25 protein-coding genes are annotated in these 26,436 nt (G+C 69.8%); 16 read left to right on the plus strand and 9 right to left on the minus strand.

Annotated elements, in window-relative coordinates:
• Positions 1-20: 20 nt before the first annotated feature.
• A complete protein-coding gene (locus tag FQ137_RS12460; RefSeq protein WP_255584251.1) occupies positions 21-338 on the minus strand; it encodes a hypothetical protein in 318 nt (105 codons plus the stop codon).
• 367 nt (positions 339-705) lie between these two features.
• Here FQ137_RS12460 and FQ137_RS12465 point away from each other — a divergent pair, with 367 nt between their 5' ends.
• The 4 genes from FQ137_RS12465 to FQ137_RS12480 all read left to right on the plus strand — a co-directional run bounded on the left by FQ137_RS12465 (position 706) and on the right by FQ137_RS12480 (position 4,362).
• Positions 706-1,116, plus strand: coding sequence for an HAD family hydrolase (locus tag FQ137_RS12465; RefSeq protein WP_149292954.1), 411 nt, complete (start codon positions 706-708; stop codon positions 1,114-1,116).
• Positions 1,117-1,120: 4 nt separating this feature from the next.
• Positions 1,121-2,518, plus strand: coding sequence for a wax ester/triacylglycerol synthase family O-acyltransferase (locus FQ137_RS12470; protein ID WP_149292955.1), 1,398 nt, complete (start codon positions 1,121-1,123; stop codon positions 2,516-2,518).
• Between the two features lie 61 nt (positions 2,519-2,579).
• Positions 2,580-3,101 (plus strand): hypothetical protein, encoded by a 522-nt coding sequence (locus tag FQ137_RS12475; RefSeq protein ID WP_149292956.1) that lies wholly within the window; start codon positions 2,580-2,582, stop codon positions 3,099-3,101.
• 142 nt (positions 3,102-3,243) lie between these two features.
• Positions 3,244-4,362 (plus strand): ferredoxin reductase, encoded by a 1,119-nt coding sequence (locus tag FQ137_RS12480; RefSeq protein ID WP_149292957.1) that lies wholly within the window; start codon positions 3,244-3,246, stop codon positions 4,360-4,362.
• Positions 4,363-4,427: 65 nt separating this feature from the next.
• Here the strand turns inward: FQ137_RS12480 and rsgA are convergent, their stop codons facing one another.
• Positions 4,428-5,477: a ribosome small subunit-dependent GTPase A gene (rsgA, locus tag FQ137_RS12485; protein WP_149292958.1), complete on the minus strand. Its 1,050-nt coding sequence runs from the start codon at positions 5,475-5,477 to the stop codon at positions 4,428-4,430.
• A gap of 9 nt (positions 5,478-5,486) precedes the next feature.
• Positions 5,487-6,806, minus strand: coding sequence for a 3-phosphoshikimate 1-carboxyvinyltransferase (gene aroA / locus FQ137_RS12490; protein ID WP_149293284.1), 1,320 nt, complete (start codon positions 6,804-6,806; stop codon positions 5,487-5,489).
• Positions 6,807-6,846: 40 nt separating this feature from the next.
• Here aroA and FQ137_RS12495 point away from each other — a divergent pair, with 40 nt between their 5' ends.
• Positions 6,847-7,671, plus strand: coding sequence for an SOS response-associated peptidase (locus FQ137_RS12495; RefSeq protein ID WP_149292959.1), 825 nt, complete (start codon positions 6,847-6,849; stop codon positions 7,669-7,671).
• A gap of 28 nt (positions 7,672-7,699) precedes the next feature.
• On the opposite strand, the gene FQ137_RS12500 is transcribed toward FQ137_RS12495, so the two are convergent.
• Positions 7,700-8,260, minus strand: coding sequence for an aminoacyl-tRNA deacylase (locus tag FQ137_RS12500; RefSeq protein ID WP_255584252.1), 561 nt, complete (start codon positions 8,258-8,260; stop codon positions 7,700-7,702).
• Positions 8,261-8,366: 106 nt separating this feature from the next.
• Here FQ137_RS12500 and FQ137_RS12505 point away from each other — a divergent pair, with 106 nt between their 5' ends.
• Complete coding sequence (locus FQ137_RS12505; protein ID WP_149292960.1) at positions 8,367-9,044, plus strand: sigma-70 family RNA polymerase sigma factor; 678 nt, start codon at positions 8,367-8,369, stop codon at positions 9,042-9,044.
• Positions 9,044-9,370: a zf-HC2 domain-containing protein gene (locus FQ137_RS12510; protein WP_149292961.1), complete on the plus strand. Its 327-nt coding sequence runs from the start codon at positions 9,044-9,046 to the stop codon at positions 9,368-9,370. Before FQ137_RS12505 ends, FQ137_RS12510 begins: the two co-directional genes overlap by 1 nt.
• A 78-nt stretch (positions 9,371-9,448) precedes the next feature.
• On the opposite strand, the gene FQ137_RS15710 is transcribed toward FQ137_RS12510, so the two are convergent.
• The gene (locus FQ137_RS15710) at positions 9,449-9,523 is read right to left on the minus strand and encodes a 50S ribosomal protein bL37 (protein ID WP_370452405.1); all 75 of its coding nucleotides are present in this window, start codon (positions 9,521-9,523) and stop codon (positions 9,449-9,451) included.
• 104 nt (positions 9,524-9,627) lie between these two features.
• Between FQ137_RS15710 and FQ137_RS12515 the strand changes: the two genes are divergently transcribed.
• Entirely contained in the window at positions 9,628-9,843 is a 216-nt protein-coding gene (locus tag FQ137_RS12515; protein WP_223146517.1) for a biotin/lipoyl-binding carrier protein, read from the plus strand.
• Positions 9,844-9,956: 113 nt separating this feature from the next.
• On the opposite strand, the gene FQ137_RS12520 is transcribed toward FQ137_RS12515, so the two are convergent.
• The gene (locus tag FQ137_RS12520) at positions 9,957-10,205 is read right to left on the minus strand and encodes a WhiB family transcriptional regulator (RefSeq protein ID WP_149292962.1); all 249 of its coding nucleotides are present in this window, start codon (positions 10,203-10,205) and stop codon (positions 9,957-9,959) included.
• A 388-nt stretch (positions 10,206-10,593) separates the two neighbouring features.
• Between FQ137_RS12520 and FQ137_RS12525 the strand changes: the two genes are divergently transcribed.
• Positions 10,594-11,022, plus strand: coding sequence for a hypothetical protein (locus tag FQ137_RS12525; RefSeq protein WP_149292963.1), 429 nt, complete (start codon positions 10,594-10,596; stop codon positions 11,020-11,022).
• A 27-nt stretch (positions 11,023-11,049) separates the two neighbouring features.
• Here FQ137_RS12525 and FQ137_RS12530 read toward each other — a convergent pair whose 3' ends face one another.
• Both FQ137_RS12530 and FQ137_RS12535 read right to left on the minus strand, forming a co-directional pair.
• A complete protein-coding gene (locus tag FQ137_RS12530; protein ID WP_255584254.1) occupies positions 11,050-12,261 on the minus strand; it encodes a PQQ-like beta-propeller repeat protein in 1,212 nt (403 codons plus the stop codon).
• 114 nt (positions 12,262-12,375) lie between these two features.
• On the minus strand, positions 12,376-13,914 hold the full coding sequence (locus tag FQ137_RS12535) for a DEAD/DEAH box helicase (protein ID WP_149292965.1): 1,539 nt from the start codon (positions 13,912-13,914) through the stop codon (positions 12,376-12,378).
• Between the two features lie 287 nt (positions 13,915-14,201).
• Between FQ137_RS12535 and FQ137_RS12540 the strand changes: the two genes are divergently transcribed.
• The gene (locus FQ137_RS12540; protein ID WP_149292966.1) at positions 14,202-14,429 is read left to right on the plus strand and encodes a DUF3107 domain-containing protein; all 228 of its coding nucleotides are present in this window, start codon (positions 14,202-14,204) and stop codon (positions 14,427-14,429) included.
• A gap of 33 nt (positions 14,430-14,462) precedes the next feature.
• On the opposite strand, the gene FQ137_RS12545 is transcribed toward FQ137_RS12540, so the two are convergent.
• Entirely contained in the window at positions 14,463-15,122 is a 660-nt protein-coding gene (locus FQ137_RS12545) for a TetR/AcrR family transcriptional regulator (protein ID WP_149292967.1), read from the minus strand.
• A gap of 149 nt (positions 15,123-15,271) precedes the next feature.
• Here FQ137_RS12545 and FQ137_RS12550 point away from each other — a divergent pair, with 149 nt between their 5' ends.
• Genes FQ137_RS12550 through FQ137_RS12575 form a run of 6 tightly spaced genes read left to right on the plus strand, consistent with a single transcriptional unit; the run spans position 15,272 to position 26,379 of the window.
• The gene (locus FQ137_RS12550; RefSeq protein ID WP_149292968.1) at positions 15,272-16,282 is read left to right on the plus strand and encodes a DUF3152 domain-containing protein; all 1,011 of its coding nucleotides are present in this window, start codon (positions 15,272-15,274) and stop codon (positions 16,280-16,282) included.
• Entirely contained in the window at positions 16,279-17,508 is a 1,230-nt protein-coding gene (locus FQ137_RS12555) for a ThiF family adenylyltransferase (RefSeq protein ID WP_255584255.1), read from the plus strand. The genes FQ137_RS12550 and FQ137_RS12555 overlap by 4 nt, the downstream gene beginning before the upstream one ends.
• Before the next feature lie 26 nt (positions 17,509-17,534).
• A complete protein-coding gene (locus FQ137_RS12560) occupies positions 17,535-18,428 on the plus strand; it encodes a TIGR02569 family protein (protein WP_255584257.1) in 894 nt (297 codons plus the stop codon).
• A complete protein-coding gene (locus tag FQ137_RS12565) occupies positions 18,425-19,726 on the plus strand; it encodes a CynX/NimT family MFS transporter (protein ID WP_149292971.1) in 1,302 nt (433 codons plus the stop codon). Before FQ137_RS12560 ends, FQ137_RS12565 begins: the two co-directional genes overlap by 4 nt.
• A gap of 60 nt (positions 19,727-19,786) precedes the next feature.
• The gene (locus FQ137_RS12570; protein WP_255584258.1) at positions 19,787-23,041 is read left to right on the plus strand and encodes a PD-(D/E)XK nuclease family protein; all 3,255 of its coding nucleotides are present in this window, start codon (positions 19,787-19,789) and stop codon (positions 23,039-23,041) included.
• Positions 23,038-26,379, plus strand: a complete 3,342-nt coding sequence (locus tag FQ137_RS12575) for a UvrD-helicase domain-containing protein (protein ID WP_149292973.1) — start codon at positions 23,038-23,040, stop codon at positions 26,377-26,379. Before FQ137_RS12570 ends, FQ137_RS12575 begins: the two co-directional genes overlap by 4 nt.
• The last annotated feature ends 57 nt before the right edge of the window (positions 26,380-26,436 follow it).

Genomic DNA, 26,436 nt, shown 5'->3' on the forward strand with positions numbered 1-26,436 from the left:
TCCTGCCACCCCCGGGTGGCTCACACGAGCCTGAGCGCTGCGCAGCTGGCCCCGGTAGGGCCGACCCGGATACGGGCCGCGACGGCGAAGAGTCGCGGTCCGCGGGCGTAAGTGGCGCATACCTCATAGTCGACAGGGGTTCTGTCGTCGGCAGATCCGGGGCCCGCTCGGCCGGGGTCGGGCGCCTGGATGTGCAGGCGGTGAACCCTGGCGGGGCCGAGGTGCCGTCCGGGCACACCGTCGCGGGCGAGCGTGCGCAGCATCTCCATGAGATGCGGCGGGAACGCGCCTTTCGTGTGCTGTGGCGCGCGTCTGCGGTCCACGACCTCCAGTGCCATGACGACAAGGGCGTGGGCAGCCCTCCTGGCGGGAACCGGTACGTCACCGTCAGGTGCCGGCAGCGGCCTCGGAACGCGATCGAGGAGGCGTTCGCGGTCTTCCCGGACCGCACCGCTCGGCGCGCCCGGCGACGGTTCGATCGAGGGCAGCGGACGGACCCGGCCAGCCTCCTGAACCGTGCCGGCCGAGGGCGGGGGTCGCCCGGTAGTGGTCGGTGAAACGGGTGTTGGTGCCATCTGGGGTCTTCTCCCTCCCGCGCCGGACCCGGACTGGTCTGGCATCCTCTACCCCTCTTGACGCTCCGGATCGGGCGCCCGGTTCCACCTCGCTACTGCACCGTGACCGGGTGTTGCCTAGGCTGTCCCCATGCGTGGACTGATAGTCGACTACTTCGGGGTGCTGGACGGCACGGAGGAGGACCGTGAGAACTGGCGGTCGATACTGGCCGGTGCAAGGGCGAACGACGTTCGTCTCGCCATTCTGAGCAATGAGCCCGAGGGGCCGGGGGCGGATCGCGTTCGCGCGGACGCTCGCGACCTAGGGATCGAGCACGTGGTGCTCAGCGGCGTGACCGGTGTGGAAAAGCCCGATCCCGACGCGTTCCTCGAGGCGGCCCGCCGGCTCGAGCTCGAGCCGCGGGAGTGCGTGATGGTCGACGACGCGATCGAGAACGTTCTCGGCGCCGTACAAACCGGCATGATCGGCGTGTTTTACCAGGTATTCGACCGCGCGGCCGTGGAGATCCGGGGACTCCTCGGGCTGGACGAGACGGTCTGACACCGTGGCGACCAGGTTGGCGACCGCGGACGCGGACCTGCTCCTCGGGGACCCCGCGCGATCCCGGAGCAGGCACTCCTGTTCGTTGGCGCTGGTCGCCAGAGATGAGCCGTGGGACATCGATCGCGTGATGGAGTTCGTCGACGCCCGTTTGGCCGATGCGCCCCGCTATCGTCAGCGGATCCGACAGGTCCCGTTCGCGCTGGCGAGAGCTGTCTGGGTGGATGATCCGGACTTCGACCTGAGCTTCCACGTGCGACGGTCGGCGCTCCCCGCACCCGGCGAGATGCGGCAGTTGGCGGACCTGGTCGCCAGGCTCGTCGACCGGCCGCTGGAGGCGGATCGCCCCCTGTGGGAGCTTTATCTGATCGAGGGGCTCCCGGACGGGCGACTGGCGATCCTGACCAAGACACACCATGCGCTGTTGGGGGGACCCAACGCCGTGGACCTCGCCCAGGTGCTCGTGACGGACGAGAGGGCCTCTGCGGAGGTCGCCGAGGTCGCGACCTGGACCCCGGTGCCATCCCCCGGGAACGGAGTCCTCGTCCTGGACGCGCTCATGACGATCGCGACCGACCCGCTGGAGCTGGTACGACGCTCGGCTCGCCTGGGCCACGCGCTTGAGCGGGCCACCCGAGGCCTGGTGGGCGCGGTAAACTTGGCGGTGCTGCGTCCCTCCGGCGGCCTGGCGGAGATGTTCCGCACCAACCGCCCCCGCGGCAGTCGGGTGGGCTTGGCGTCGTTCCCGCTGGCGACGGCGCGGGAGATCGCCCGTGAGCACTCCTGCAAGGTCAATGACGTGGTGCTCGCCGTGTTGTGTGGGGCATTGCGGTCCTGGATCCTGTCGTGTGGCCATCCCCTGTCCACGTCGGACACCCTCAGGGCGATCGTGCCGATGGCGGTGACCGCGGAAGCCGATGGGCAAGAGGGGCACAACGGGGCCACCTCCGCAGAGATCGCCTCGGCGCTCATCGGCATGCCGGTCGGCGAGCCCAATCCCCGCATGCGTTTGGCGCAAATTGCCCGCGAGACCGCCACCCAGCGTCATCCGCGTGAGGCGGTGGGCGCGAAGTCCCTGGCGCGACTGTCCGGCTTCGCAGCACCCACCCTTCACGCGCTGGCGTCCCGGGCGGCGATTATGTTGCCGTCGGAGAGCTACGACCTGGTGGTCACCAACGCGCCCGGCCCTCAGCGGAAGGTGTTCTGGGGTGACGGCGAACTTGTCGAGGCCTACCCCGTCCCAGCGCTACTCGACGGTCAGGCGCTAGCGGTGTCGATGAGCAGCTACTCCGGCACCGTGTATTGCGGGTTCACCTCCGACCGCCAGGCCGTTCCCGACGTCGAGGAGATCGGCGAGCTCATCTCGTCGGCGTTGGACGAGCTCACCGAGACTGCTACGTGACCCGAATGGCCACGTGACCGGACCCGCCCGCTCACCGTCCCCCACCCCAGGAGGTCCCACCATGCGCTTGTTCATCCCCGCCACCCTGACGATGCTCGAGACCTTGCTCGAGGCGGGCGAGATGCCGGTGCGGAGCGGGACTACGTTCGCGGCGACCCCTGCGCTCGTCGAGTCCTACGCGGAGGGCGACATGGAGGAGATCGAGCACGTCGCGTTCCTCGAGGCGGCCCGAGCGTCGCTCAGGCTGCTCGGCGGGGAACTCGACTCCGGGACCGCACATGAGGCACACCCGTACCGACGGGTGGTAGTGAGCGTCGATGCCCCCGACGAGCGCGTGCAGCTGCGTCCGGATCTGGACACCGCCGTGGTGCGGCTGACTGGCGGCACAGTGGAGACCGCCGACATCGCCGCCGTCCACGTGGACCTGGCCGGGGCCGTAGACCTCGTGAAGGACGCAGTCGAGGCGGTGGACCGAGCCGATCTGGGGGACGAGGACGCCGAACTGACGGTCGGCGACGCACTGGACGTGGATCTGGCATGGTACGACGCCGTGGAGCTTCCATTCCTGCTCACGCTGCTCTGATACCCGACTGCCCGGACCGGTGCGGATGAAAAGTCGCCCCGGGTTGTCCCGCCGGAGGGGAACCTACGCTACCGTAGGTTCATCGCCCGGAACCGTCGGTCCGACCCGCGGGCCACACATATCCGGGTTCTAGGAGGCACCAGTGTCCGAGTCGAGAAGAGGGCTCAATCGTGTCCTTCGGGCAGCGGCCGCGCGGGTTCCGGAGCCGCGGGGGGCGCGCAGGTTGATCAACCGCCTCACCCACCCACTGAAGATGGACGATTACTCGTCGCTCATCTACCCGCTGTGGTCCTCGCGCGAGCTGCGCGGTGAGGTCGTCTCCGTGCGTCGCGAGGCCGATGACGCCGTAACCCTCGTGATCAAGCCCGGTTGGGGTGCCATGCCCGAGTACCGTCCCGGCCAGTACTTGGGGATCGGCGTCCTGCTCAACGGCCGGTGGACGTGGCGGTCGTATTCACTGACCTCCGCGCCCACAAGCGGCCGTGGCGAGTATTCGGTGACAGTCAAGGCCATGCCGGAGGGCTTGCTGAGCAACCACATCGTCGGAACGGTCGAGCCGGGGACCATCGTCCGGCTGCAGGCGCCGGCCGGTGACTTCCACCTGCCCTCTCCCACGCCCGACAAGCTGATGTTCGTCACCGCCGGCTCGGGCATCACCCCGGTCATGGGGATGCTGCGGTCGTTGGACCGGAGATCGGCGGATGAGCGGTTCCCCGACGTGGTCCACGTCCACTCGATCAGGAATCGTGAGGACGCGCTTTTCCACGACGAACTGCTCGCGTTGGAGCGCACCCAACCGGGCTACACCCTGCACGTGCGCGTGACCAGCGAGGACGGCCGCATCAACTCCGAGCAGATGTCGGCGCTCGTGCAGGACTGGTCGGAGCGTCCGACGTGGGCGTGTGGCCCCTCGGCGATGCTCGATGAGCTGACGGAGCACTTCGAGGCCACCGGGCGAGACGACTTGCACGTCGAGCGTTTCACCGTGGATCGGAACGCGGGAGCCTCGGGTGGGACGGTCACATTCGGCTCCACTGGTAAGTCGGTGGAACTCGACGGCGCCACCACAATCCTCGAGGGCGGGGAGAGTGTAGGTGTGCAGATGCCGTTCGGTTGCCGCATGGGCATCTGCCAGACGTGCGTGGTGGGCCTGGAGGAGGGCCACGTGCGCGACCTGCGCAATGGAACCGACCACGGGCCGGGGGAGCGGATCCAGACCTGCGTCTCCGTGGCGCTGGGGGACGTCGAGCTCAAGATCTGATCGATTAGCCAGCGCCCCGCTTCCGGTGCGGGTCGCGCAGGCCCCGGACCGTCGGACCAGCGGGGTCAGTCGTGGTCCTGCCCCAGCGCCCACGGATCGTTGGACTGAAGTGCCCCGAGCAGTTCGCGCACGGCCAGGGCCCGCCGGTGCACGGCCGGGTCGACGATCGTGTCGAAGGCGCACTCGGGGTCCGCGGGCGGGCCCTGATGAGTGCAGCCGCGCGGGCAGTCGCGAGCGACCTCGTCGAGGTCGGAGAAGGCGGCGACCACGTCGTCGGGGGAGACGTGTGCCAGCCCGAAACTGCGGATTCCCGGAGTGTCCACCACCCAACCACCGGTCGCCAGTTCGAGCGCGACCGACTGGGTGGAGGTGTGCCGGCCCTTGCCCACCCCTGAGACCACGCCCGTCGCCCTTTCCGCATCGGGAACCAAGCGGTTGACCAACGTCGATTTTCCGACACCCGAGTGTCCGATCATGGCTGAGATCCGGCCGTCGATCAGCTCGTGGAGGTCACTCAACTCGTCGTCGACGCCCACCCGCAGCACCGGCACGTCGAGTTCGGCGAACTCGGCGGCGAACACCGACGGGTCGTCGAGGTCACCCTTGGTCAGGCACAGGACCGGTTCGAGCCCCCCGGTGTAGGCGGCCACGAGAGCGCGCGCGACGAACCCGGCCCGCGGCGGTGGGTCGGCAACGGCCACCACGATGAGCAGCAGTTCGGCGTTGGCGACCACCACCCGCTCGTAGGGGTCGGAGTCGTCGGCGGTCCGGCGCAGCACCGTGGAGCGCTCCTCGACGCGGACGATCCGGGCGAGGGTGTCCCGCGCGCCGGTGAGATCGCCGACCACACCCACGTGGTCACCCACGACCACGGGGGTCCGGCCCAGCTCCCGGGCCCGCATGGCGACGACACGGGTGCCTGCGGTGCGCTCGGGCCCGTCGTCCAGCAGAACGCAGCCCCAACGCCCGCGGTCCACTGCGACGACCATCGCGGCGGCGGCGTCCGAGTGGCTGGGCCGGCGTTTAGTCCGCGGGCGTGAGCCCTTCCCGGGCCTGATCCGGACGTCGGTCTCGTCCCACCCGCGTGCGTTCCCTGCACCCCGTCCGCTCGGCATGGCCGCCCGTCAGCTCTGGCCGGTGAGCATGTCGGCCCACATCGTGGTGAAACCGGGCATGGTCTTTGACGTGGACTCGACGTCGTCGACCTCGACGCCCGGGACAACGAGGCCGACGATGGCACCGGCGGTGGCCATGCGGTGGTCGGCGTAGGCGCGCCACGGGGCGCCGTGCAGCGGGGCCGGGGTGATCTCGAGTCCGTCGTCGAGTTCGGTGACACCGCACCCCACGGCACCGAGTTCGGCTGCCAGCGCGGCGAGGCGGTCGGTCTCGTGCCCACGTAGGTGTGCGATCCCGGTGAGCTTGGAGGGACCGTCGGCGAAAGCGCACAGCGCGGCGACAGTGGGGGTGAGCTCGCCGATGGCGGACAAGTCCTTATCGACGGCGGAGAGGCGCCCGGGTCCGACGACGACGAGGGTGCCGTGGCTCGCACCGTCCGCGGCGTCGAGCGTCACGGACGCACCCATGTCTCGCAGGATGCCGCGGATGGCGTCCCCGGGCTGGGTCGTGGTGACCGGCCAATGCGGGATGCGGACCGTCCCGCCGGTGACCGCGGCGGCAGCGAGGAACGGGGTGGCGTTGGACAGGTCCGGCTCGACGACCCTGTCCACGGCTGTGATCGGACCCGGGGCGACCCGCCAGGACGCGGGCGTCGGCTCGTCGACGGTGACGCCGGACTCCCGGAGCATCTCGACGGTCATCTCGATGTGCGGACCCGAGGGGACCGACGAGGAGCCGACATGGACCAGCTCGGCGCCCTCGTCGAACCGCGCGGCCGAGAGCAGCAGGCCGGAGACGAACTGGGAGGAGGCGGAGGCGTCCATCTCGACGCGGCCACCACGCAGCGAGCCGCGGCCGTCGATGCTGAACGGCAGGCTGTTCCCGGTGATCTCCGCGCCGAGTGAACGCAGCGCGTCGAGCACCGTCGCCTGCGGGCGGACGCGTGCCGCGGGGTCGCCGTCGAAGGTGGATCGGCCGGTGGCCAAGACGGCGACGGGGGGCACGAAGCGCATCACGGTGCCGGCAAGGCCACACTGGACGTCGGCCCCCTGCAACGTCCCGGGGGTGATGACGAGGTCCGTCTCTTCTGGTGCGAGCGGACCGAACGGGCCCTCGACGCGCGTCCCCAGTGCCTGCAGCGCCGCGATCATGAGGTCGGTGTCCCGGCTGCGCAGGGTGCCGACGAGGCGGGAGGGCCCGTCGGCCAGCGCCGCGAGCACCAGGGCGCGGTTGGTCAACGACTTGGACCCGGGGACGGTGACATCCGCGTCCACTGGGCCGGCGGCGACGGGTGCGTTCCAATGACTCACCTGGCCATTGTCGCCCATCGCGGCGGCCTCCGGAGGACCCGGGTGCAAGGATGTCGGCATGTGTGGACGGTTTTCGCTCTCCTCGGACCCGGCTCGGCTCGCGGTCGAACTGGACGCGGTCGACGAGGCGACCTTCCCGCCCCCCGGACTGTTCCCCGTCATCGCGCCCGGCGCGCCGCGGTTCAACATCGCGCCCACCACCGCCATCCCGGTGCTGGCGCTGGACGCACCACGCGAGGAGTGGCTCGACGAGCAGGCCGGACCGGGTGTGGTGGCAGGCCCGGGTACGCCTCGGCGGGTGCTGCGTGCCATGCGGTGGGGGCTGGTCCCGTCGTGGGCCAAGGACACACAGCGGTTGCCCACTCTGTTCAACGCCCGGGTGGAGACCGCGTTCGAGAAGCCGTCGTTTCGGAACGCGGTCGCCCGCCGCCACTGCGTGATCCCGATGGACGGTTGGTACGAGTGGGTGCCGGGCGAGCCCACGACCTCCGGCGGGAAGTCGGGACCCAAGCAGCCGTATTACATGAGCCTGCCGGGCGACCGTGGTCTGCTCATGGCCGGATTGTGGGAGGCCCGACGCGACCCGGTGGACGAGACGGTCACGCAGCTGTCGTGCACGATCCTCACGACGGAAGCAATCGGGTCGTTGCGCCGGGTCCATGACCGTATGCCGCTTGTCGTGCACCCAGATGTGCTCGGGGACTGGCTCGATCCGGAGGTGATGGGTGACCCGCGGGCGCTGGTGGACGGCGCGGGCGGTGACCTGGGTGCGTGGGCCGAGTCGGTAGAGATCAGGCCTGTGTCGACGGCGGTGTCCAACGTGCGTAACGACGGGCCGGAGCTGGTGCGGCCGGTCGACCCCGCCGAGGGGACACTGTTCTAGTCGCACCGTCCCCGGGTATAGGTCGTTGTCACCGGGCGCTGTTAGTCAGTCGTGCCCCCCGTTGACCCGTCGATATCGGTGCGGTCTCGGCCCGGGTGATCGCCACCAGGTCCGCGGGCGCGAGTTCGATCTCCCACCCGCGTCTACCGGCGCTGCACAGGATCGTGGGGTGGTCGAGCGCTGAGGTGTCCACCACCGTCGCGAGGCGCCGCTTCTGGCCGACAGGTGACACCCCTCCGACGACGTACCCAGTGGACTTCTCCGCGATCTCGACAGGTGCGAGAGCGGCCCTACCGCATCCCAGGGCGACGGCTGCGGCCTTGAGGTCCAGCGAGGTCGTCACGGGCAGGACGGCCACCGCCAGTGAAACCCGGAACCCCTCGGGTGGTCTGTCGGTAGCCAGGACCAGTGTCTTGAGCACGCGGTCCGCGTCCACTCCCAGACGATCACCCATCACGCGGGCGGCCTCTTCGCCATAGTCGCGATCGGTCGAGTCATAGGTGTGCACCACGTGCTCGATGCCGGCATCACGCAACGCGGCGATCGCCGGAGTCGCCGCGGCGCCGCTCTTTCTGTTCCTGCTGCCCACGTCAGGGGAGCCTAGCGCGTGGCCCTCCCGGAATACCTCAGCAGCCGTTCGCGTTATTGGTAGGCAAGTGCCCGGGGTATGTCCCGGGTCTGGGAAGGAGGGTGCGATGCGGACCGCGGTCCTCGACGCCCCGGGCGTGCAGTTAGACTCCGGGACATCGACAGGTGAGGAGTTCCGGTTGCCGACCGAGTTGCAGCCCGACGAGGCAGACCAGCGCGCGGAGAAGTTCGAGGAACTGGCAATGCCACTCCTCGACCAGCTCTACGGAGCGGCCTTGCGGATGACCCGGAATCCCGCTGATGCGGAGGACCTGGTGCAAGAGGCGTACGCCAAGGCGTTCGCCGGGTTCCACTCGTTCAAGCCGGGGACCAACTTCCGTGCCTGGATGCACCGCATCCTCACCAACGCGTACATCAACCACTACCGGAAGCGTCAGCGCCAGCCCGCGCAGTACCCGACTGACGAGATTACGGACTGGCAGTTGGCCGCCGCGGCCGAGCACACCTCGACCGGCTTGCGTTCGGCCGAGGTCGAGGCAATGGAACTGCTGCCGGACGACGAGATCCGCGCGGCGCTGGCCCAGCTGCCGGAGGAGTTCCGGATGGCGGTCTACTACGCGGACGTCCAGGACCTGCCATACAAGGAGATCGCGGAGATCATGGACACCCCACTGGGGACCGTGATGTCGCGTCTGCACCGAGGGCGCAAGCAGTTGCGCGAGCTGTTGCGCGACGTCGCCACCGAGCGTGGTTTCGGCCGCGGTCGTGAGGAGGGGGCGAAGTGATGAGGGAGCACGACCCACGACTAGACGAGATCGACTGCCAGTCGGCGAAGCGCGACCTGTCCCTGCTGGTGGATCTCGAGTGTGACGATGCCTGCCGTTCGCGTCTCGAGCATCATCTCGCCGGCTGCCCTGATTGCCGGGAGCTGTTCCTGTCGGAGCGTCGTCTCAAGGCCAAGCTCTCCAGTTCGTGCTGCGAGAAGGCGCCCACCGGATTGCGTGAACGCCTCATGGTGGAGATTCGGCGCACCACGGTGACCACGACGGATGCGGATGGCACGACGGTGGTTCACCGCCACACGACCGTCGAGCAACGCGACATCACCTGAGCCGCAGACGCTCGGGAGGTACAGAAAAGGGCGGGCACCGGTCAGGTGCCCGCCCTTTCTCGTCTACGGGGTCCGGACTCAGCTGTTCGGACGCTTACCGTGGTTGGCGTTCTTCTTACGGCGATCCCGCCTCTTGCGGCCACGCTTGCTCATGGTCGCCTCCTTTCGTCAGTGGACAAGTCTTCCATGCGCGGCCCCGTGTGGTTGCATTGGAGGTGTCCGGGGGCCGTTGTCGAGGAAGAAGAGGAACTATCCATATGGCTGAACAGGTCCGTGCCGAAATGGTCGCGAACGTCATGGAGGTCGTCGCGGCGATCGGCACCGAGGTCGCCGAGGGCGACACAATCGTGCTCCTGGAGTCGATGAAGATGGAGATCCCGGTGCTGTGTGAGACCTCGGGGACCGTGACCGAGGTCGCGGTGAAGCCAGGGGACGTCATCCAGGCGGGGGACCTCATCGCGGTCATCAGCTGACGATCGACTGCCGCTACGCGGAGAGGCCGGTTCCCACCCTGATCGGGGCGGGAACCGGCCTCTCGTGTGATCGTCGTCTGTGTCCGGACGACAAGCGCGTCAAGCGATGTGCGTCAGACCGCGGTGCGGGTGCGGGCGCGGCGGCGCTTGAGCGCGCGACGCTCATCTTCGCTCATGCCGCCCCACACGCCGGCGTCCTGGCCGGACTCGAGGGCCCAAGTCAGGCATTCTGCGGTGACAGGGCAACGGTTGCAGACGATTTTCGCCTCGGCGATCTGTGCGAGGGCGGGTCCGGAATTGCCGACGGGGAAGAACAGCTCGGGATCCTCGTCGCGACAGATGGCCTTGTGGCGCCAGTCCATGGGAACTCCTTCGATATGAGGCCGTGATCGGGTGCACCGGGCAGCACGAAAAAACGTCGTTCACGCGCGGACCTGTATGGTCAGCACGAGAACGAGCGTGTTCGATGACTCCCGGCGAAATGGTGGGGGTACTACCCGCTCCGCGGGCTCGCTCCAACTGGAGTGGCTCCCGGTTAAGGCAAGGCAAACACGGTGTGTCTGCGCTGTTACGACTGATCGTGCCATGATTCCCTGACAAGTCAACCCTCTTGATTGCGTATGTGGTAAACGTCACGCGGGTTGTCAAATCGGCGCGTTACCGCACCCCAGAGGCGGTAATGACCTAAGTGAAGTGGGGTCCGCGCGGGCTGCGCGACATCGTGAATTCGACGCCGCATAGTCTTGAGAGGTGAACGTGAGTCGACCTGATGAGCACCGTATCCCGGCTGACCTACCGGACTCGATCCCCGGCCCGGTCCGGCTCGCGGGCTGGATCGCATCTGGTCAGGGGCTGATCGGTGTAGCCGTCGCGGTGGTCTTGTTGGTCCGTGCGATCGGCGGCCATCGCGAGGAGACCGTGGTCATCAGCGGTTACGGGACCGCCCTGTGGTTCGCGATTCTCGGGGGCGGATTATTGGCCGCCGGAGTGGGGCTGCTGCGAGGGCTGCGGTGGGGGCGTGGGCTTGTGGTGATCGCCGAACTGTTGTTGCTCTTCGTCGCCTGGTACGTGGGGGTGGGCTCGCACCAGTACCTGCCCGGGATCGTGCTCGCGGTGGTGTGTGCGACCGCCCTGGTGGCGTTGTTCCGGCGCGAGTCGATCGCGTGGTACGCCGCCTGACGACGGCAGTCGACCGGCGCGGCCCGGTCAGGCAATCAGCTTGTAGGCGTGGATGGCGCCAGCCCGGCGTTCGTAGAGTATGTCGCCGATCTGTGCCAGCCCGGTGACACCCTCACCCTCCGTGGACGAGGCGGGAAGGCGGAGGGTCTCGAGCCCCGTGTCGTGGTCCAGGAGGCCGAAACCGCCGACAACGGGTAGGAGCACCCAGTCGCGTGAGGTGCGCACGTCGGGGTCGCGTGACCACCCGCCAGTCAGTCCTGGGCCGGTGGTCCCACCCGTCGTCCAGGCATGCTGGCCGCTATCGGTCTTGAAAGCGTGGGTGGATGCGCCGTCGAACCACCGTGCCTGGGTGTCGTCGCCGGAGAGGGTCGTGAGGCCCGGCTTTTTCGCTGGTTCGGAGTCCAGTCGCAGGACGGGGGAGTACTGACGCGGGGCGGTGAACCATTCGACGGCCCAGGCACCATCCCGGTCGGTGAGTGCGAGGACGCCCTCGTCACTGACGTCGATTATCCAGAGGTCGTCGGCCCCTGTGGTGTCCGAGGCGATCTCCTCGGGTTTGCGACTGTCGTCGGGGACGGTCTCGGACAACGTCAAGCGTGCGGAGTCGTCACCGGGGCAGTGTTCGGCGACGGCGAAACGGTCGTCCGTGAGGTCCGCCGTTCCGAGTGTGCAGTCGACGCGTGGTTGCATGCCCGCTTCCTGGGGCGCCTCGACGGCGCCGTACTCGACGGTGCGGACAAGATCGTCGCGCCAGATCTCGAGCCGGTCGGCGCTCGACGCGAGCGCGTGCCGCCAAGTCGCTGTCACTTGCATGACATCCGGAAAAGCACTCTGTCGGGTGCTCGTGTACTGCTGGGTCGTGGGGTCGAGGGCGGTGACGTCGCTGCAGCCGGATGCTCCGTCGAAGGCCGCAGCCAGGATGTCGGCGTAAAACACGGCCGCACACGGTCGGCCCGCGTGCGAGTAGGACCACTGCTGATCGCCTGAGCCGGCATCGCGCCCTATGAGGGTCCCGTCGTCGTCGATGGTGACGAGGTTGCCCTTTGTCGTCAGCGGGTCGCCCGTGCCCTCCGACGTGTGCGACCACAGGGGTTGGAGCGACGTAGGCCGAGCGACGGCGGGACCGTAGACGGGTTGGTCGTCATCGGCGGTGCGGAACTGTGACCGGGCGGCGCTGCCCGACAGCAGCACGGCGCCAGCCACCACCGCCATGACGACGATGATGACGGCTGTGGTCACCAGGTCACGTCGTGTTCTCCGCTCGGAGGGCACGAGGGAGGGTCTCCGGCCCCTGGCGCCGGTGTCGGGTCTGCGTGCGCGCACGTGCAGTGTGGGGGGACGCCGCTGGCCCGGTCAGTCCCGACCGGCTTGATCTGACGACGAGGGGCGCCGACGGCGACGGCGGCGCCGCGCGAGTGCTTCCCCGGAGGCTGCTGCATCTTCCCCGGTCGCAGTCCCAGGAGCGTGGCCATCTGCCGTCGTGGGCGTCGGGCGCCCATCCGCGCCGGAGGCGCCGGTCCGGGTACGTCGCTGGCGGGACCTCGACCCGGTCCCGGAGTCCCCGGCGGGCCCCCGTGGGTCGCGCTCGGCGGAACGGCGGCCGGAGCCGGTTCCGGTGGCGGCACCGACACGCCCCCCGGCACTCTCGGGGATCCCGAGATCGGACCGTAGGTGCGAGGAGGTCGAGTAGGTTTCGGCGGGTTCACCGGAGTCGAGCCCGAGGGCCTTGTCGATCAGGCCCCACCGGGGTAGGTCGTCCCAGTCCACGAGGGTGACGGCGACGCCCTTCCGCCCGGCCCGCCCGGTGCGGCCGATCCGGTGTACGTAGGTCTTCTCGTCCTCGGGGCACTGGTAGTTGATGACGTGGGTGACGTCATCGACATCGATTCCGCGGGCCGCGACATCGGTGGCGACGAGCACGTCGACGTCACCGGTGCGGAACGCCTTGAGCGATTTCTCGCGCGCGCCTTGGCCGAGGTCGCCGTGGATTGCTCCCACCCGGAAGCCTCGTTCCGCGAGATCGTCGGCCAGTTTCTGGGCGGTACGCTTGGTGCGGCAGAAGATCATGGTGGCGCCCCGACCCTCGGCCTGCAGAATTCGGGCCACCAGCTCAGGTTTGTCGAGCGAATGGGCCCGGTAGACGTACTGGGTGGTGTTCTCGTGGGTGGCCCCGGAATCGGCGGCCTCGGCGCGAATATGAGTGGGCTTGGTGAGGAACGTGCGTGCCAGGGTGATGATCGGGCCCGGCATGGTAGCCGAGAACAGCATGGTCTGGCGCTTTTCCGGCACCATGCGCAGCAGCTTCTCGATGTCGGGCAGGAACCCCAGGTCCAGCATCTCGTCGGCCTCGTCCAGGACAAGGGCCTCGACTTTGCCCAGCACGAGCTTTGACTGGTTTGCGAGATCGAGTAGTCGACCGGGAGTGCCCACGACCACGTCGACGCCCTTCTCCAGGGCCTCGGTCTGCTGCTCGTAGGGCGTACCGCCGTAGATCGCGAGGACCTTGAGCGGGCGGGTGCCGGAGCCGGAGGGCGCGGTGAGGCCAGTGGCAGCGATCTTGAGGTCCTGGGTGACCTGGATGCACAGTTCGCGGGTGGGGACGATCACCAGGGCGCGCGGGGTGCCGTCAAGCGTCCGGGTGGCCTCGCCGGTCGCGATGCGGTGCAGCAACGGGACGCCGAACCCGTACGTTTTTCCCATGCCGGTTCTGGCCTGACCGATGAGGTCAGAGCCCGCCAGTGCCAGTGGGAGGGTGAGTTCCTGGATGGCGAAGGTGTGGGTGATACCGCGTTCGGCGAGCGCGGTGACGATCTCTGGGCGGACGCCGAGTTCGGCGAAGCTGGGGGAGGAGTCGGAGGACGGGGCGTCGACGACGGCTGTCGTCGTGGCCATTCCATCTACTTCTTCGGTGGTGACATCTGTGGTGGACAGGGCGGTGCCTTTCTCGTCTCGCGCGCGGAGGGTTGGGGCCGCACAAGGTCCGGCCTCGCGAGCGGGGCGCGCGCACATTTCCACGGGATCCGTCACGCCCGACGCCGGAGCGATCCGGATCCGGGGAGTGATCCACGTGTCCACATCCTATCCCGTGCCGCCGCCTTTCGAGCGCGTCGGGCTAGCCTGGACCTCACATTTCACTGATGACGGCGTGACATGCGCCAATAACGAGAAAGGCAGGCACCGTGGAGGTCAAGATCGGCATCGCCGACAGCAACCGTGAGCTCGTGTTCAAGACCGGGATGGCGCCCGAGGACGTGCAGAAGCGCGTCGAGGCAGCCCTGACCGCGGAAGCCAAGGCAGTCCTGGAACTCGAGGACGAGAAGGGTCGCTGCTACCTCGTGTCCACTGATCGGGTGGCCTACGTCGAGATCGGCGAGTCGGCACGCCGCGCGGTCGGGTTCCTCTCCTGAGGGTCTGACCCCTCCGTGGCCCCCGGCCCGGGCCTAGGACTCCGGGCCGGGCCGATCCCCTCCGTGGCGGGGGATCTTCGACAGTCCGCCCCAGCAGAGGGTGACGGTTGTGGAGACGGCGTCCGCGCGCGGGATCGGACGGCCTGCGTCGAGCCAGTGACCGGCGCTGACCCGGCTCGCGCCGACCAGTCCGACGGCCAACAGTCGCGAGCGGTGGGCATCGAGTCCGGAGTCGCCGCGCACGAGGTCGTGGACCGCGTCGATGCAGCCGTCGGTGGCCCTGTCGAGTTCGCGACGGACGGCTTCGTCACCGGACTCGGAGTAGAAGACCAGCCGGAACCCGCGGGTGTCGGAGTCGGCGTAGGCGAAGAACGTGTCGACCGCAGCCTCGACTCGGCGCCTGTTGTCCGAGGTCGATTCCAGTGCTGCGCGGATGCGTCCGAGCAGTTCGTCTACGTGGTGCCTCAGTACCTCGATGTACAAGTCGCGTTTGGAATCGAAATGCTGATAGAGGACCGGCTTCGAGACTCCGGCCAGGACGGCGATGCTGTCCATCCCGGACGCGTGGAAGCCTTGGTCGACGAACACGGTGCCGGCGGCGTCGATCAGTTGGCTGCGCCGGGCCCCGCGAGGGAGTCGGGCCGCCCTGGTCCGGCCCGCGGCGGCCGGGAAGGTTCCGTCCGGGCTCGTCATCTGCTGGCTCCTTGTCCGCCCGGGCGGGAGTCGACAGTCGTCCGGGCCAGACGGACAATACCTGCAGCGGTGGAGTGCGGGAGGACGTGGTCACCCGGCATGTGGGATTGTGGAGACCGTGACCGAGGAGCGGACGTGGAGGTGCACGGATGAGTGACGGCCGTCGCCGGATGTCGGGCGGTGTGGACCCCGGGGACCGTCAGCGGGCGCCGTACTACCCTCCGCACGGAGAGCCGCTGCGCGCGCCGTGGGACCCTCAGGAGTCGGCTCCGGGCCGTCGAAGGTCGGTTCCCGGATCGCGGGATCACCTGCCGCGCCAGACCCCGATCGGTCGGTTTTTCTCCACTTGGGGCTGGCGAGCGTACGCGATCCCGGTGCTCGTGGTGCTCACTGCCTTGGTGATCGGCGACGCGGTCGCCTCGCCGGGAGGATCGGATGAGAACCAGGTGGCCCGGGCCGAGGAGACGCCGGCCATTCTCGGTGTGCCCTCGAACGGCGAGGTCCCGCCCAGCGGAGAGTTGCCCGAGGGGGGGCCCTTCATCGGGGCCGCGAGCGGCGAATTCAGGATCGTCCCCGGGGGGACGGATCTGGTGGGGCGTCAGACCGCAGAGCGGTTCACCTACAGCGTGGAGATCGAGGACGGGATAGACACCGTCGACTTCGGCGGGGACGACTCGGTCGCCAGGATGGTCGACGCGACCCTCGCGAACCCCAAGAGCTGGACGGCTGACGGCGCCGTCGCCTTCCAGCGGATCACGGAACAGGACCCCACGTTCCGAGTCTCGCTGGCCAGCCCCATCACTGTCCGCGAGAACTGTGGGTATGACATCGAGCTCGAGGCGAGTTGCTACAACTCCGCCACGGGACGCGTCTACCTCAACCTCGCGCGCTGGGTGCGCGGAGCCAGGTCTTTCCAAGGCGACATCGGCTCGTATCGCCAGTACCTCGTCAACCATGAGGTCGGCCATGCGGTCGGTCATCCGGCGCACGCGCCGTGCCCCGCGGACGGGGCCCTGGCGCCGATCATGATGCAGCAGACGTTCGGGGTGAACAACGGCGAGATCCACCAACTGGACCCCGAGGGTGTCGTCCCAGACAACGACGCAACGTGTCGGTACAACGCGTGGCCGTTCCCCGACGGGCCCCCGGTGGCGGGATGAGCGCCGTGGGCGGATCAGCAGACCGCACCCTGCCGCCCCTGGTGGACCCGGTCTCCGACCTCAGCAGGGAGGAGCGGGAGCGGTATTCACGCCACTTGCTCCTGGGCGCGATCGGCGACGTGGGTCAACGTCGCCTGCGGGCCGCGTCGGTATTCGTGGTGGGGGCCGGCGGCTTGGGCGCCCCGGTGCTCATGTACCTCGCCGCGGCGGGCGTCGGACGGATCACGGTCGTCGACGACGACGAGGTGGACCTCGGCAACCTGCACCGGCAGGTCATCCACTCCGTGGGGGCGGTGGGCCGACCGAAGGTGGACTCGGCCCGAGACCGGCTGGCGGAGTTGGCGCCGGGGGTCCGGGTCGACGCACTTCACACGCGGCTCGATGCCCTGAACATCAGTGCCCTGCTCGAGGGCCATCATCTCGTGATCGATGGCAGCGATAACTTCGCGACCCGGTACCTGGTGTCCGACGCGTGCGAGATCGCCGGGATCCCGCTCATCTGGGGCACCATCGACCGCTTCCGGGCGCAGCTTGCCGTGTTCTGGTCGCGACCACCCGAGCCCGCCGACCCGGTGACGCTGCGGGATCTCTATCCGTCTCCGCCGCCGCCGGGTTCGGTGCCCAGCTGTGCCGAGGCCGGCGTCGTGGGCGCGCTGTGCGGCACGGTCGGATCGATGATGGCCATGGAGGCGGTCAAGCTCGTCACCGGCGCGGGCCGGCCGCTGCTCGGCCGGCTCGTGCTGATGGATCTGCTCGACTCCACCCACCGGACCGTGACGATCCGACCGGATCCGTCCAGGGACCCGGTCACCCAGTTGCCCGACGGGGCCGACGACGTCTCCTGTGAGGTGCCGGCCCCCGAAATCGCGTCCGTTCCGACCGTCACCGCTGTCGAGCTCGCGCAGGAGTTGGCGGAGGCCGGACACTCCGGTGCGCTCGCCCCAGTGCTCGTGGACGTCCGCGGGGCGGGAGAGCGGTCCATCGCCCGGATCGACCCGTCCGTCTGGGTGCCGCTGGATTCGATCGCCGAGGTCGCCGCAGATCCGACCGGGGTCCTCGGACGTGCGGCCGCCCGGGGTCCGCTGGTCCTGTACTGCAAGTCCGGTGTGCGATCCGCCCGCGCCGCCACGACGCTGTCCGGCGCCGGTTTCGACTGGGTCCGGTCGTTGGCAGGGGGGATCGAGGCGTGGACACGCGATGTCGACCCGTCCCTGCCCGGGTATTGACCGAGGGGATGAGTAGCGTGGGCGGAGTGAACGACGTGAGTGTCCCCGAACACGTCCGCGGCGCGTTCGGCGTGGCGGACGGCCCGGCCGTGGCTGTGGTCGCCGGCTCGGGGACCGGTTGGCTGGTGTCCACGTCCGGGGCCGCCATCGTGCTCCGGCCCGTCGCGGACACGGCGATGGCCAATTGGTCGGCCCGAATCCGCGAGGAACTTGATGTGACGGGGCTCCGCGTGGCCTTGCCGGTGCGCTCCACCGACGGCCGTCACGTCGTCAGTGGCTGGCGTGCCGACCGGGTGGTGTCCGGCCGCCCCGAGGCGCGGGCCGACGAGACCATCGCATGGTCGGCCAGGATCAACGCGGCGCTTGCCGACGTCGAGCGCCCGCGGCTGGCCGCGCGCCCGGCGAGGAGACCGTGGGCCGAGACCGACCTTTTCGCGTTGGCCGAGGCGGCCGCCTGGGACGGCGATCCGGAGCATGACTTGGCGCCGGGGATGGAGGACCGAGGTACGCCCTTCGCGACCCACCGTGCGGCTGCCTTGCTCGGTGCGACGGGCCTCATCCGGCACCGCCGGCCGCTCGACATGACGCCCGTGGCCGGAGTGGTGCACGGGGACTTGGCCCGGGGTCTGCTCTTCGATTCGTCCGCCGAGCCCGCGTTAACGGATGTTGTCCCTTATAACCGGCCGGCCTCGTGGTCGGCTGCGGTCGTCGCGGTCGACCATTTGTCGTGGGGCACGGTCGACTCGGGTGTCCTCAGGCGGTGGCGCCATCTCGAGCAGTGGCCCCAGATGGTGCTGCGCGCTGCTGTGTTCCGCCTGTCGGTGCACGCGTTGCATCCCGGTTCGCGGCCGCACGCGATGGACGGCTTGCAATCCATGGCCCGCGAGGTCGGAGAGTTCGTCGGGGACCCGGCCGCATGATGCCGCGTTACCCGGGGGCGGCATCTCGCCAGGGGGCCCTCGCATTCCCGCTTGTGGCGCTCGTAGGCGTGGTTCTCGTCTCGCTGAACCTCCGGACCGCCGTGACCTCTCTGAGCCCGCTGCTCGGAGTGATCGACGCGGAAATAGGCCTCGGCGTCGCCGGGATGGGCCTGCTCGGGATGGTCCCTACGGCGATGTTCGCGGTATGGGGTGTGCTCACCCCGCTGGTCCTGCGACGCATGGGACTGGAGATGCTGACGGTGTTGGCGATGGCCGCGGCTGCCGTCGGGCAGCTCGTCCGTGCCGCCGCCCACGATCCCTGGGTGATGGGCGCCGGATCGATCATCGCGCTGGCCGGGATGGGTATCGGTAACGTCGTCGCCCCGCCGCTGGTCAAAAAGTACTTCCCCCGCCACGTGGCGGCGGTCAGCATGGCCTACATCACGGGACTGCAGATGGGCACCGTCGTCCCCGCGCTGGTGGCCGTGCCCGTCGAGGAGGCCGCGGGGTGGCGGGTCTCCATCGGGTGGTGGGCTGCCCTCGCCGTCGTCGCGGCGGTCCCCTGGGTCATCGAAATCCTACGCCCGGACACCTCCACCAGCGCTCCTGTCGCATTTGCCGGAAATCCTGATACGCCCGCCGGCGCGGCTGCGGCCCCAGTGCAGCGGATCCGGCCGTGGCGTTCCCCTGTCGGCGTGGCGCTGGCCCTGTTCTTCGGCACAAACTCGCTGTGTACATACGCGTTCTTCACCTGGCTCCCGGCCGTCGCGGAATCCATCGGCATGACGCGGGCGGAGGGAGGCATGGCACTCGCGGTGTTTTCCGCGATCGGCCTCATCGCAGCACTGGCCGTGCCGTGGATCGCGGGCCGGTTCGATGATCCGTACGCCGTCGTCGTCGCCTCCGTCGTGTCCTACCTGGCCGCTTTCGCCGGCTTGCTCTGGGCGCCCGGGTTTGCGCCATGGCTGTGGATCTGTCTGCTCGGGGTCGGGCCCAGCACGTTCCCGCTGTGCCTGACGCTGATCAATCTGCGCACCCGCACCCAGGCAGGCTCGGCGGCGCTGTCTGGCTTCTCTCAGGGCGTCGGCTACACAGCCGCGAGTCTGGGCCCGATCGTCTTCGGCATGCTGTTCAACGGTCCGGGACTAGCCGCTGGCCTGGCGTTCCTCACCGTGGTGCTGGTCGTGATGACGGCGGTCTCGCGGACCGCGTGCCGCCCGAACATGCTCGAGGACACCCTGCACGGACCCCTCAGGGCAGGCGCAGCTCACGGCCGCGGTGTGCAGGACACCCAGTAGCCGGGTTGCCGGACATGGGCGAGCCGGTGGAGTGTCGTAGCCGTGTGGTCTCATCGAGCCGTGACAGAGCTCGCCGACACCCCGATTGACACCCGTGCCGCCCCCACGGCCGGTATCCCCGGCTCGTCGTGGCCGCCGGTACTCGACGACCTCGTCGGCCGCGACTGGTCGGCGGCCCGCACCGGTCGGCAGGATCGATGGGTCGTCCGCGGGGGCCCGGGCAGCGGGAAGACCTCGCTCATCGTCGACGTGGTCCGATCCGCGGTGGCCGGCGGGATAGGGATGGACGGTGTCCTTGTCCTCGCGGGCTCGGCCACGGCTGCGGCTTCACTGTTCGAGCAGGCCACCCGTGGAATGCCGCCGGAACTGGTGGTGGGTACGGACGCTCCCGTCCGTACCGTCCACTCCCTTGCCCACGCGGTCGTCAGGTTCGCGGCCTCCCGTGCGGACGTCCCGACGCCGCGCCTGCGCACGGGAGCCGAACACGATGCGGTGGTACGCGAGACCCTCCTCGGCGAGCTGTCGGACGGGGCCCCGCACTGGCCCGAACAGATGCGCCCGGCACTGTCCACGGTCGGGTTCGCCCGCGAACTCCGCGACCTGCTCTTACGCTCGCTCGAGAGAGGCATCGGACCCCGCGAACTCGCGCGGCTGGGCCGCACCGCCGGCCGGCCCGCATGGGTCGCTGCCGCCGGGTTCTTCCAGCGTCACGAGGAACAGATGGCGCTGCGCTCTGGGGTGCGCTCCGGACAGTCCGACATACCTGAAGCGCTCAACGCCGCGGAACTAGTCGGAGCCGCCCTGGACGCGCTCACCGCCGATCCCGATCTGCGCGAGATCTTCCGGTCGCGCCGACTCGTCGCGGTGGATGACGCACACCACCTCGATCCCCTCGCCGCGGAGTTCGTCGCGACGGTCGGAGGCGGGGCGGACGTCCTGCTCGTGACCGAGGACGGCGACCAGTCGGTGTTCCGCTTCCGCGGGGCGGACGGGGGGCTCGCACGGGCCGTGGCCGAGCAAGGCGGCCGCGCGGTCGACCTGCGCGCCGGCCACCGCATGTCGCCTGCGATCACGGCCGTCGCCGCGCGCGTCGCCTCGCGACTCCCCGGGGCCGCCCGTCACCGACCCCGCGAAGCGACGGGCGGGGCCGACGGGTCGGTCGGGGTGAGCGTCGCTGGATCGGCCGCCGCGGAAGCCGCGGTCATCGCGGACTTCCTACGCCGCCGCCACGTTCTGGACGGCATCGACTACGGGGACATGGCGGTGGTGACCCGCTCCCTGCCCCGCGTGGCGGACGCGCTCCTGGCGGCACTCGACGCCGCAGGCGTCCCTGTCGTCGACGCGGGTGCGGAGATCCCGCCCGCCCACGACCCCGTCGCGTCAGGGCTGCTACTGCTGGTGCGCTCCGCCGTGGAGGGCGAGGCCGGAACCGACGCCGAGCGGACCCTGGCGATGCTCTCAGGTCCGATCGGTCGCGCGGACGCGGTAGCTATGCGCCGCCTCAGGCGCGGTCTGCGCCGCTCCGGGATAGGCGGTCTCGAACCGAGCGCGGATACGCTGCGTCGGCTGGTACTCGCGAAGGAGGACCAGATCCCGCCGGGGCTGACCGCCGTGGAGCTCGCGCCGGTGACCAGGGTCCGGCGGGCCCGCGCGGCCGTCCTGGCAGAACTCGAGGCGGGCGGGACCGCGGAGGAGGCGCTCTGGGCGGCGTGGTCGGCCTCGAGATTGGAGCGGCGTCTGGTCCGGCAGGCGATTGCCTCCGATCCGTGGTCGCGGTCCGCGGACCGCTCGCTCGACGCCGTGGTGTCGCTGTTCGACCACGCCGCCGACTTTGTTGACCGGGTGCCGGGCGGATCCGTGGCCCTCTTCTGCGACGTCGTCTCCAGCGAGGACCTGCCCGCGCCCGGACGCGCAGACACCAGAGCCCGCGGCGGAGCCGTCAGTGTGCTGTCCGCGCACGCCGCTGTGGGCAGACAGTGGCGCGCCGTGGCGGTCTGTGGAGTACAGGACGGGGTATGGCCCGCGCCCCGCCGGCGTTCCGGCCTACTGGGTGTCGACGAGCTGGTCGACCTGACCGAGATCGCCGGCGACGGCCCGGTCCCGTCCGAGACGGAGCGGGCCGTGTCCTCCGCCGCCGCCAGGTCAGCCGAGGAACGGCGTCTGTTCTACGTCGCTTGTTCCCGCGCCCGTGAGCACCTCCTGGTGACTGCGGTCGAGTCCCCCGAGGAGGGCGACGTCGCTCCCTCCCGCTTCGTCGACGAGATCTCCGACCTGGCCACTGTGACCTCCGCAGCGGTTCCCACCGCGGGGCCGGCGGGTCCGCCCCGGCAGGCGCCGACCGTGTTCACGCTGCCGCACCTCGCCGTGGACCTACGGGCGGCACTCCACGACCCGTTGAACAGCCCCGCGGACGCCCGGCACGCGGCCGGACTCCTGGCCGGACTCCGCGACGCAGGGGTAGGGGTCGCTGATCCGCGAACCTGGTTCGGCGCTGCAGAGCCGTCCTCCGCCACTCCGGTGGTCACCGCCACGCCCGGCGAGCCCATCGCAGTCCTGTCGCCCTCGGGTTTCGGCGCGCTGGAGGAGTGCCCTCTGCGGTGGTTCCTCCAGAACGTACGCGGGGACTCCGCCGACGGCGGAGCGGCGGCACCGCTCGTGCGTGGCTCGGCCGTCCACGCTCTGACGCAGGCAGTGGAGGGAGGGATCTCCGAGGACGCACTGCGCACGGCTGTCCAGCGACGGGCAGAAGCACTGACCCTGGCTCGCGGATGGTTTGCCGAGCGGGGCGCTGAATCCATGGTCGAGATGGCCGAGACGTTCCGCCGGTGGCGCGCCTCGACCCGCGACGAGTACACGACCGCCGGGGTCGAAGAGGCCTTCGAGTTCGATGTCGACGGACCCGTTCGGGTCCGCGGCCGGATTGATCGGCTCGAGGCGACCACTGCGGGGCAGGTGATCCCGGTCGACGTGAAGACTTCCCGGGCGGCGGCCACCCATGCGGAGGCGATCGCGCACCCGCAGTTGGCCCTATACCAACTCGCTGTGGCACACGGAGCAGTGCACTCCGCCGCCGGCCGGGAACCCGGCGGGGGGATCCTGCTTTACCTGGCGGGCAGGGAGGGGCGGGCTCCGGCCGTGCGGATGCAGGATCCGCTCGGACCGGGCGCAGCCGAGCAGCTCACGCAGCGGGTGACCGAGGCTGGCCGCGCGACAATCGGGCCGTCTTACTCAGCGAGGGTGGGCCAGTGGTGTGAGCACTGCGACGTCAAATCCAGCTGCCCCGCGCAGCCCGAGGGAGAGCAGGTGATCGGGTGACCACGACGATCGACCCCGAGGCGATCGCCGACGCGCTCGGGATCCACCGGCCGACCCCCGAGCAGGCTGCGGTGATCGCGGGTCCGACGGAGCCGACACTTGTCCTGGCTGGCGCAGGTGCCGGAAAAACCGAGACGATGGCCGCCCGTGTGGTGTGGCTGGTGGCCAACGGGTACGCGCGCCCGGGGGAGATCCTCGGGCTGACGTTCACCCGCAAGGCGGCCCAGCAGTTGTCCCGGCGGATCCGCCGCCGCCTCGACGCACTCGCCCGGAGTCCGCTGTGCTCCGGCCCCGGATCGGCACCCGGAATCGCGGAGGCCATCCGCACCGAGGATCCGCAGATTTCGACCTACCACGCGTTCGCCGGAACGCTACTCGGGACGTACGGGCTCCTGGTCCCCGTCGAACCGGACTCTCGGCTCCTCACGCCCACCGCCGCTTTCCAGCTCGCGCACGAGGTGGTGTCGAGGTGGGAGAGCCCACTGACGACGGGATCGAGCCCCGGAAGAGTGACCCGGGACGTGCTCACGCTCAGTGGACAACTGTCCGACCATCTCGTGACCACCGACGACCTACGCGCCCACCCCGACCTGGTGACCACCCTCATCGCGACCCTGCCCCCCGGGCCGAGGCAACGCCAGACCCCCACCGCGTGGCTCGAGGAGACGGCGGTGGTGCAGGGCCATCGCGACGAGCTCGCAGACTTGGTGGACGCGGTCGCGGCCCGGATGCGCGCGGAGTCAGCGCTCGACCACGGTTCGCAGATGGCGCTGGCGGCCACGGTCGCCCGCGACCATCCCCAGGTCGGGCAGTCCGAGCGTCGGGCGTTCCGGGTGGTGTTGCTGGACGAATACCAGGACACCGGGCACTCGCAGCGGGTCCTGCTCGCATCGCTGTTCGGGGGCGGGGCGGGACCGGTCCCGTCGGTGACCGCAGTCGGTGACCCCATGCAATCGATATACGGCTGGCGGGGGGCCTCGGCATCCAATCTCGACCGATTCCGCGAGGACTTCCCCTTGGCTGGAGGACAGCGATCGCACCTGCGCGAACTCACCACCTCGTGGCGGAATCCCCCGGAAGTGCTGACCCTGGCCAACCGGATCACCGCGCCGCTGCGAGATCGGCCGGGGTCGATCTCCGTGCCCGAGCTGCGAGCCCGGCCCGGCGCCGAGGCCGCCGACCTCAGAGTCGCAGTACTGGACACCGCGGCAGACGAGAGGGAATGGTTGGCCGACACGCTCGCCGCGAGGTACCGCGCGGCGGCCGAGACCGGCCACATCCCGACCGCGGCTGTCCTGGTACGTCGCAACGGGGATTCCGCAGCGATCGCCGACGCGCTTGAAGAACGCGGCCTCGCCGTCGAGGTCGTGGGGGTCGGCGGGCTGCTCGACGTTCCGGAGATCGCCGACGTCGTCGCCTTGCTGACGGTGGTCGCCCGACCGGGAGCCGGCCCCGCATTGCTGCGCCTGCTCACCGGCTCCCGATTCTCACTCGGGGCCGCAGACCTCGCCGCCCTCTCCCGGCGCGCCTCGCAGCTGTCCCTGCGCCGATCCGCGGCTCCGAGTGGGGCGGTGACCGGGCTCGACGAACTGGAGGACATCCTCGACGGCATCGCCAGGGGCGAGGAGATCGATTCGGCCGGGCTGGCCGACGCGCTGGCAGATCCTGGACCGGAGCGGTACTACAGCCCCGTCGGCGCCGCGCGTATCAGTGAGCTCGCGGGGATCATCTCGGGCTTGCGTTCGCGGTCCGCAGCACCGACCGCCCGATTGGTCGCAGCCGCCGAGCAGGCGCTCGGGCTGGACGCGGAGGTTCGTCTCCGTCAACGAGCAGGAGCAGGCGAGGCCCGAGAACAGCTCGATGCACTTCAGGAGGTCGCGGCGGGGTTCCGTGCGGACCGGGGGACAGGGCTGGACGCGTTCCTGTCCTACCTCGACCTCGCGCGCACGGTCGACGGCGGTCTCGCCCGCGGCGAGGTCGCCGCGACCCCGGGGCGGGTGCAGATCCTCACCGTTCACTCGGCCAAGGGGCTCGAATGGGAGATCGTCGCCGTCCCGCACCTGGCGCAGGGGGTTTTCCCCTCGGACCAGGCGCCGCAAACCTCGGTGCGCACGGCGACCCAGCTTCCCGAGCTACTGCGGGGGGACCGCGAGTCCGAGGACAACCCGGGCGGTGTCCCTGTTCCCCGACTGGGCGAGGTGACCGACCGGAAACTCCTGCAGGAGGCCTTGACGAGCCATATCAAGCGGGTCAAGAGCCGCTCCCTCGACGAGGACCGTCGACTGTTCTACGTGGCGGTGACACGAGCCGAACAGACACTACTGCTTTCCGGGTCACACTGGATCGGGACGGCCGCCAAACCCAAGGGGCCCTCCGAGTTTCTCGAGGAGGTCATCGGAGCCTGCGGGGGAGACGACCCACTGGGCGAGATCGACCACCTCGTCGTCACACCCTCTCCCATCAATCCCGCGACGGTGACCACGGTGGAGGCCACATGGCCCCGGCCGGCAGCTCCGGACCGCGTCGCGGTCGCACGTGCGGTCGACGCGGCCGTTCCCGTGGACCCCGAGACCGAGGCCCCGCCGGAATCGGGGCCTGCGCGTCGCTGGCACCTGGCCGCCGCAACGCTGCTGGCCGACGCTCGGCGGGCGGCCGAACAGCGCGACGAGGTGATCCTCCCGCGTCGACTGACGGCGGGTCAGATCGTCGCGTTGGCCTCCGACCCCCAAGAGTTCGCCGACCGCCTCCGCAGGCCGGTCCCTTTCCGACCCGACCGCTTCGCCCGGCGTGGGACCCGATTCCACGCCTGGTTGGAGCACCGCTTCGGAGCCACCCACCTGTTGGACCTCGACGATCTGCCCGGCGCCGGCGACCAGGGGGCCGTCGACGGACTGTCCGAGGCGGACCTGACCGCACTGCAGGAGGCGTTCGAAGCGTCCCGATGGGCCCGCATGACCCCCGAGGCCGTCGAGGTGCCCTTCGAAGTGGGACTCGGCGAACACCTGCTGCGCGGAAGGATGGACGCCGTGTTCACTACCGCCGACGGTGATGGTGATGACGACGGCTGGATAGTCGTGGACTGGAAGACCGGACGGGTGCCCGCCGAACGGGACATGCCCGCAGTGGCACTCCAGTTGGCGGTCTACCGATACGCCTGGGCGAAGATCGCCACCGCACGACTGGGACGACCTGTTCCGCTCGAGCGCGTGCGTGCCGCGTTCCACTACGTACGGTCCGGTCAAACGATTGAACCGGCCGACCTGCCGGACGCCGATGAGCTACTCAAGCTCCTCGCCGAGCGGCCCGGCCGGGGCCGGTTGTTGTCCCGGGGCGGGTGATAGGCGACGATTCTTGTCGAAGACGGCAGGTTTCACTCGTGGGACCAGTCGCGGAAA

Origin of the sequence: Dietzia sp. ANT_WB102, assembly GCF_008369165.1 — a bacterium.
Classification (GTDB): Bacteria; Actinomycetota; Actinomycetes; order Mycobacteriales; family Mycobacteriaceae; genus Dietzia.

Coding starts and splice junctions, on each gene's coding strand:
- FQ137_RS12460 (WP_255584251.1), bottom strand. CDS start 338: ATGGCACTGGAGGTCGTGGACCGCAGACGCGCGCCACAGCACACGAAA.
- FQ137_RS12465 (WP_149292954.1), top strand. CDS start 706: ATGCGTGGACTGATAGTCGACTACTTCGGGGTGCTGGACGGCACGGAG.
- FQ137_RS12475 (WP_149292956.1), top strand. CDS start 2,580: ATGCGCTTGTTCATCCCCGCCACCCTGACGATGCTCGAGACCTTGCTC.
- rsgA (WP_149292958.1), bottom strand. CDS start 5,477: ATGCCGAGCGGACGGGGTGCAGGGAACGCACGCGGGTGGGACGAGACC.
- aroA (WP_149293284.1), bottom strand. CDS start 6,806: ATGGGCGACAATGGCCAGGTGAGTCATTGGAACGCACCCGTCGCCGCC.
- FQ137_RS12495 (WP_149292959.1), top strand. CDS start 6,847: ATGTGTGGACGGTTTTCGCTCTCCTCGGACCCGGCTCGGCTCGCGGTC.
- FQ137_RS12505 (WP_149292960.1), top strand. CDS start 8,367: ATGCGGACCGCGGTCCTCGACGCCCCGGGCGTGCAGTTAGACTCCGGG.
- FQ137_RS12510 (WP_149292961.1), top strand. CDS start 9,044: ATGAGGGAGCACGACCCACGACTAGACGAGATCGACTGCCAGTCGGCG.
- FQ137_RS12515 (WP_223146517.1), top strand. CDS start 9,628: ATGGCTGAACAGGTCCGTGCCGAAATGGTCGCGAACGTCATGGAGGTC.
- FQ137_RS12520 (WP_149292962.1), bottom strand. CDS start 10,205: ATGGACTGGCGCCACAAGGCCATCTGTCGCGACGAGGATCCCGAGCTG.
- FQ137_RS12535 (WP_149292965.1), bottom strand. CDS start 13,914: ATGGCCACGACGACAGCCGTCGTCGACGCCCCGTCCTCCGACTCCTCC.
- FQ137_RS12545 (WP_149292967.1), bottom strand. CDS start 15,122: ATGACGAGCCCGGACGGAACCTTCCCGGCCGCCGCGGGCCGGACCAGG.
- FQ137_RS12550 (WP_149292968.1), top strand. CDS start 15,272: ATGAGTGACGGCCGTCGCCGGATGTCGGGCGGTGTGGACCCCGGGGAC.
- FQ137_RS12555 (WP_255584255.1), top strand. CDS start 16,279: ATGAGCGCCGTGGGCGGATCAGCAGACCGCACCCTGCCGCCCCTGGTG.
- FQ137_RS12565 (WP_149292971.1), top strand. CDS start 18,425: ATGATGCCGCGTTACCCGGGGGCGGCATCTCGCCAGGGGGCCCTCGCA.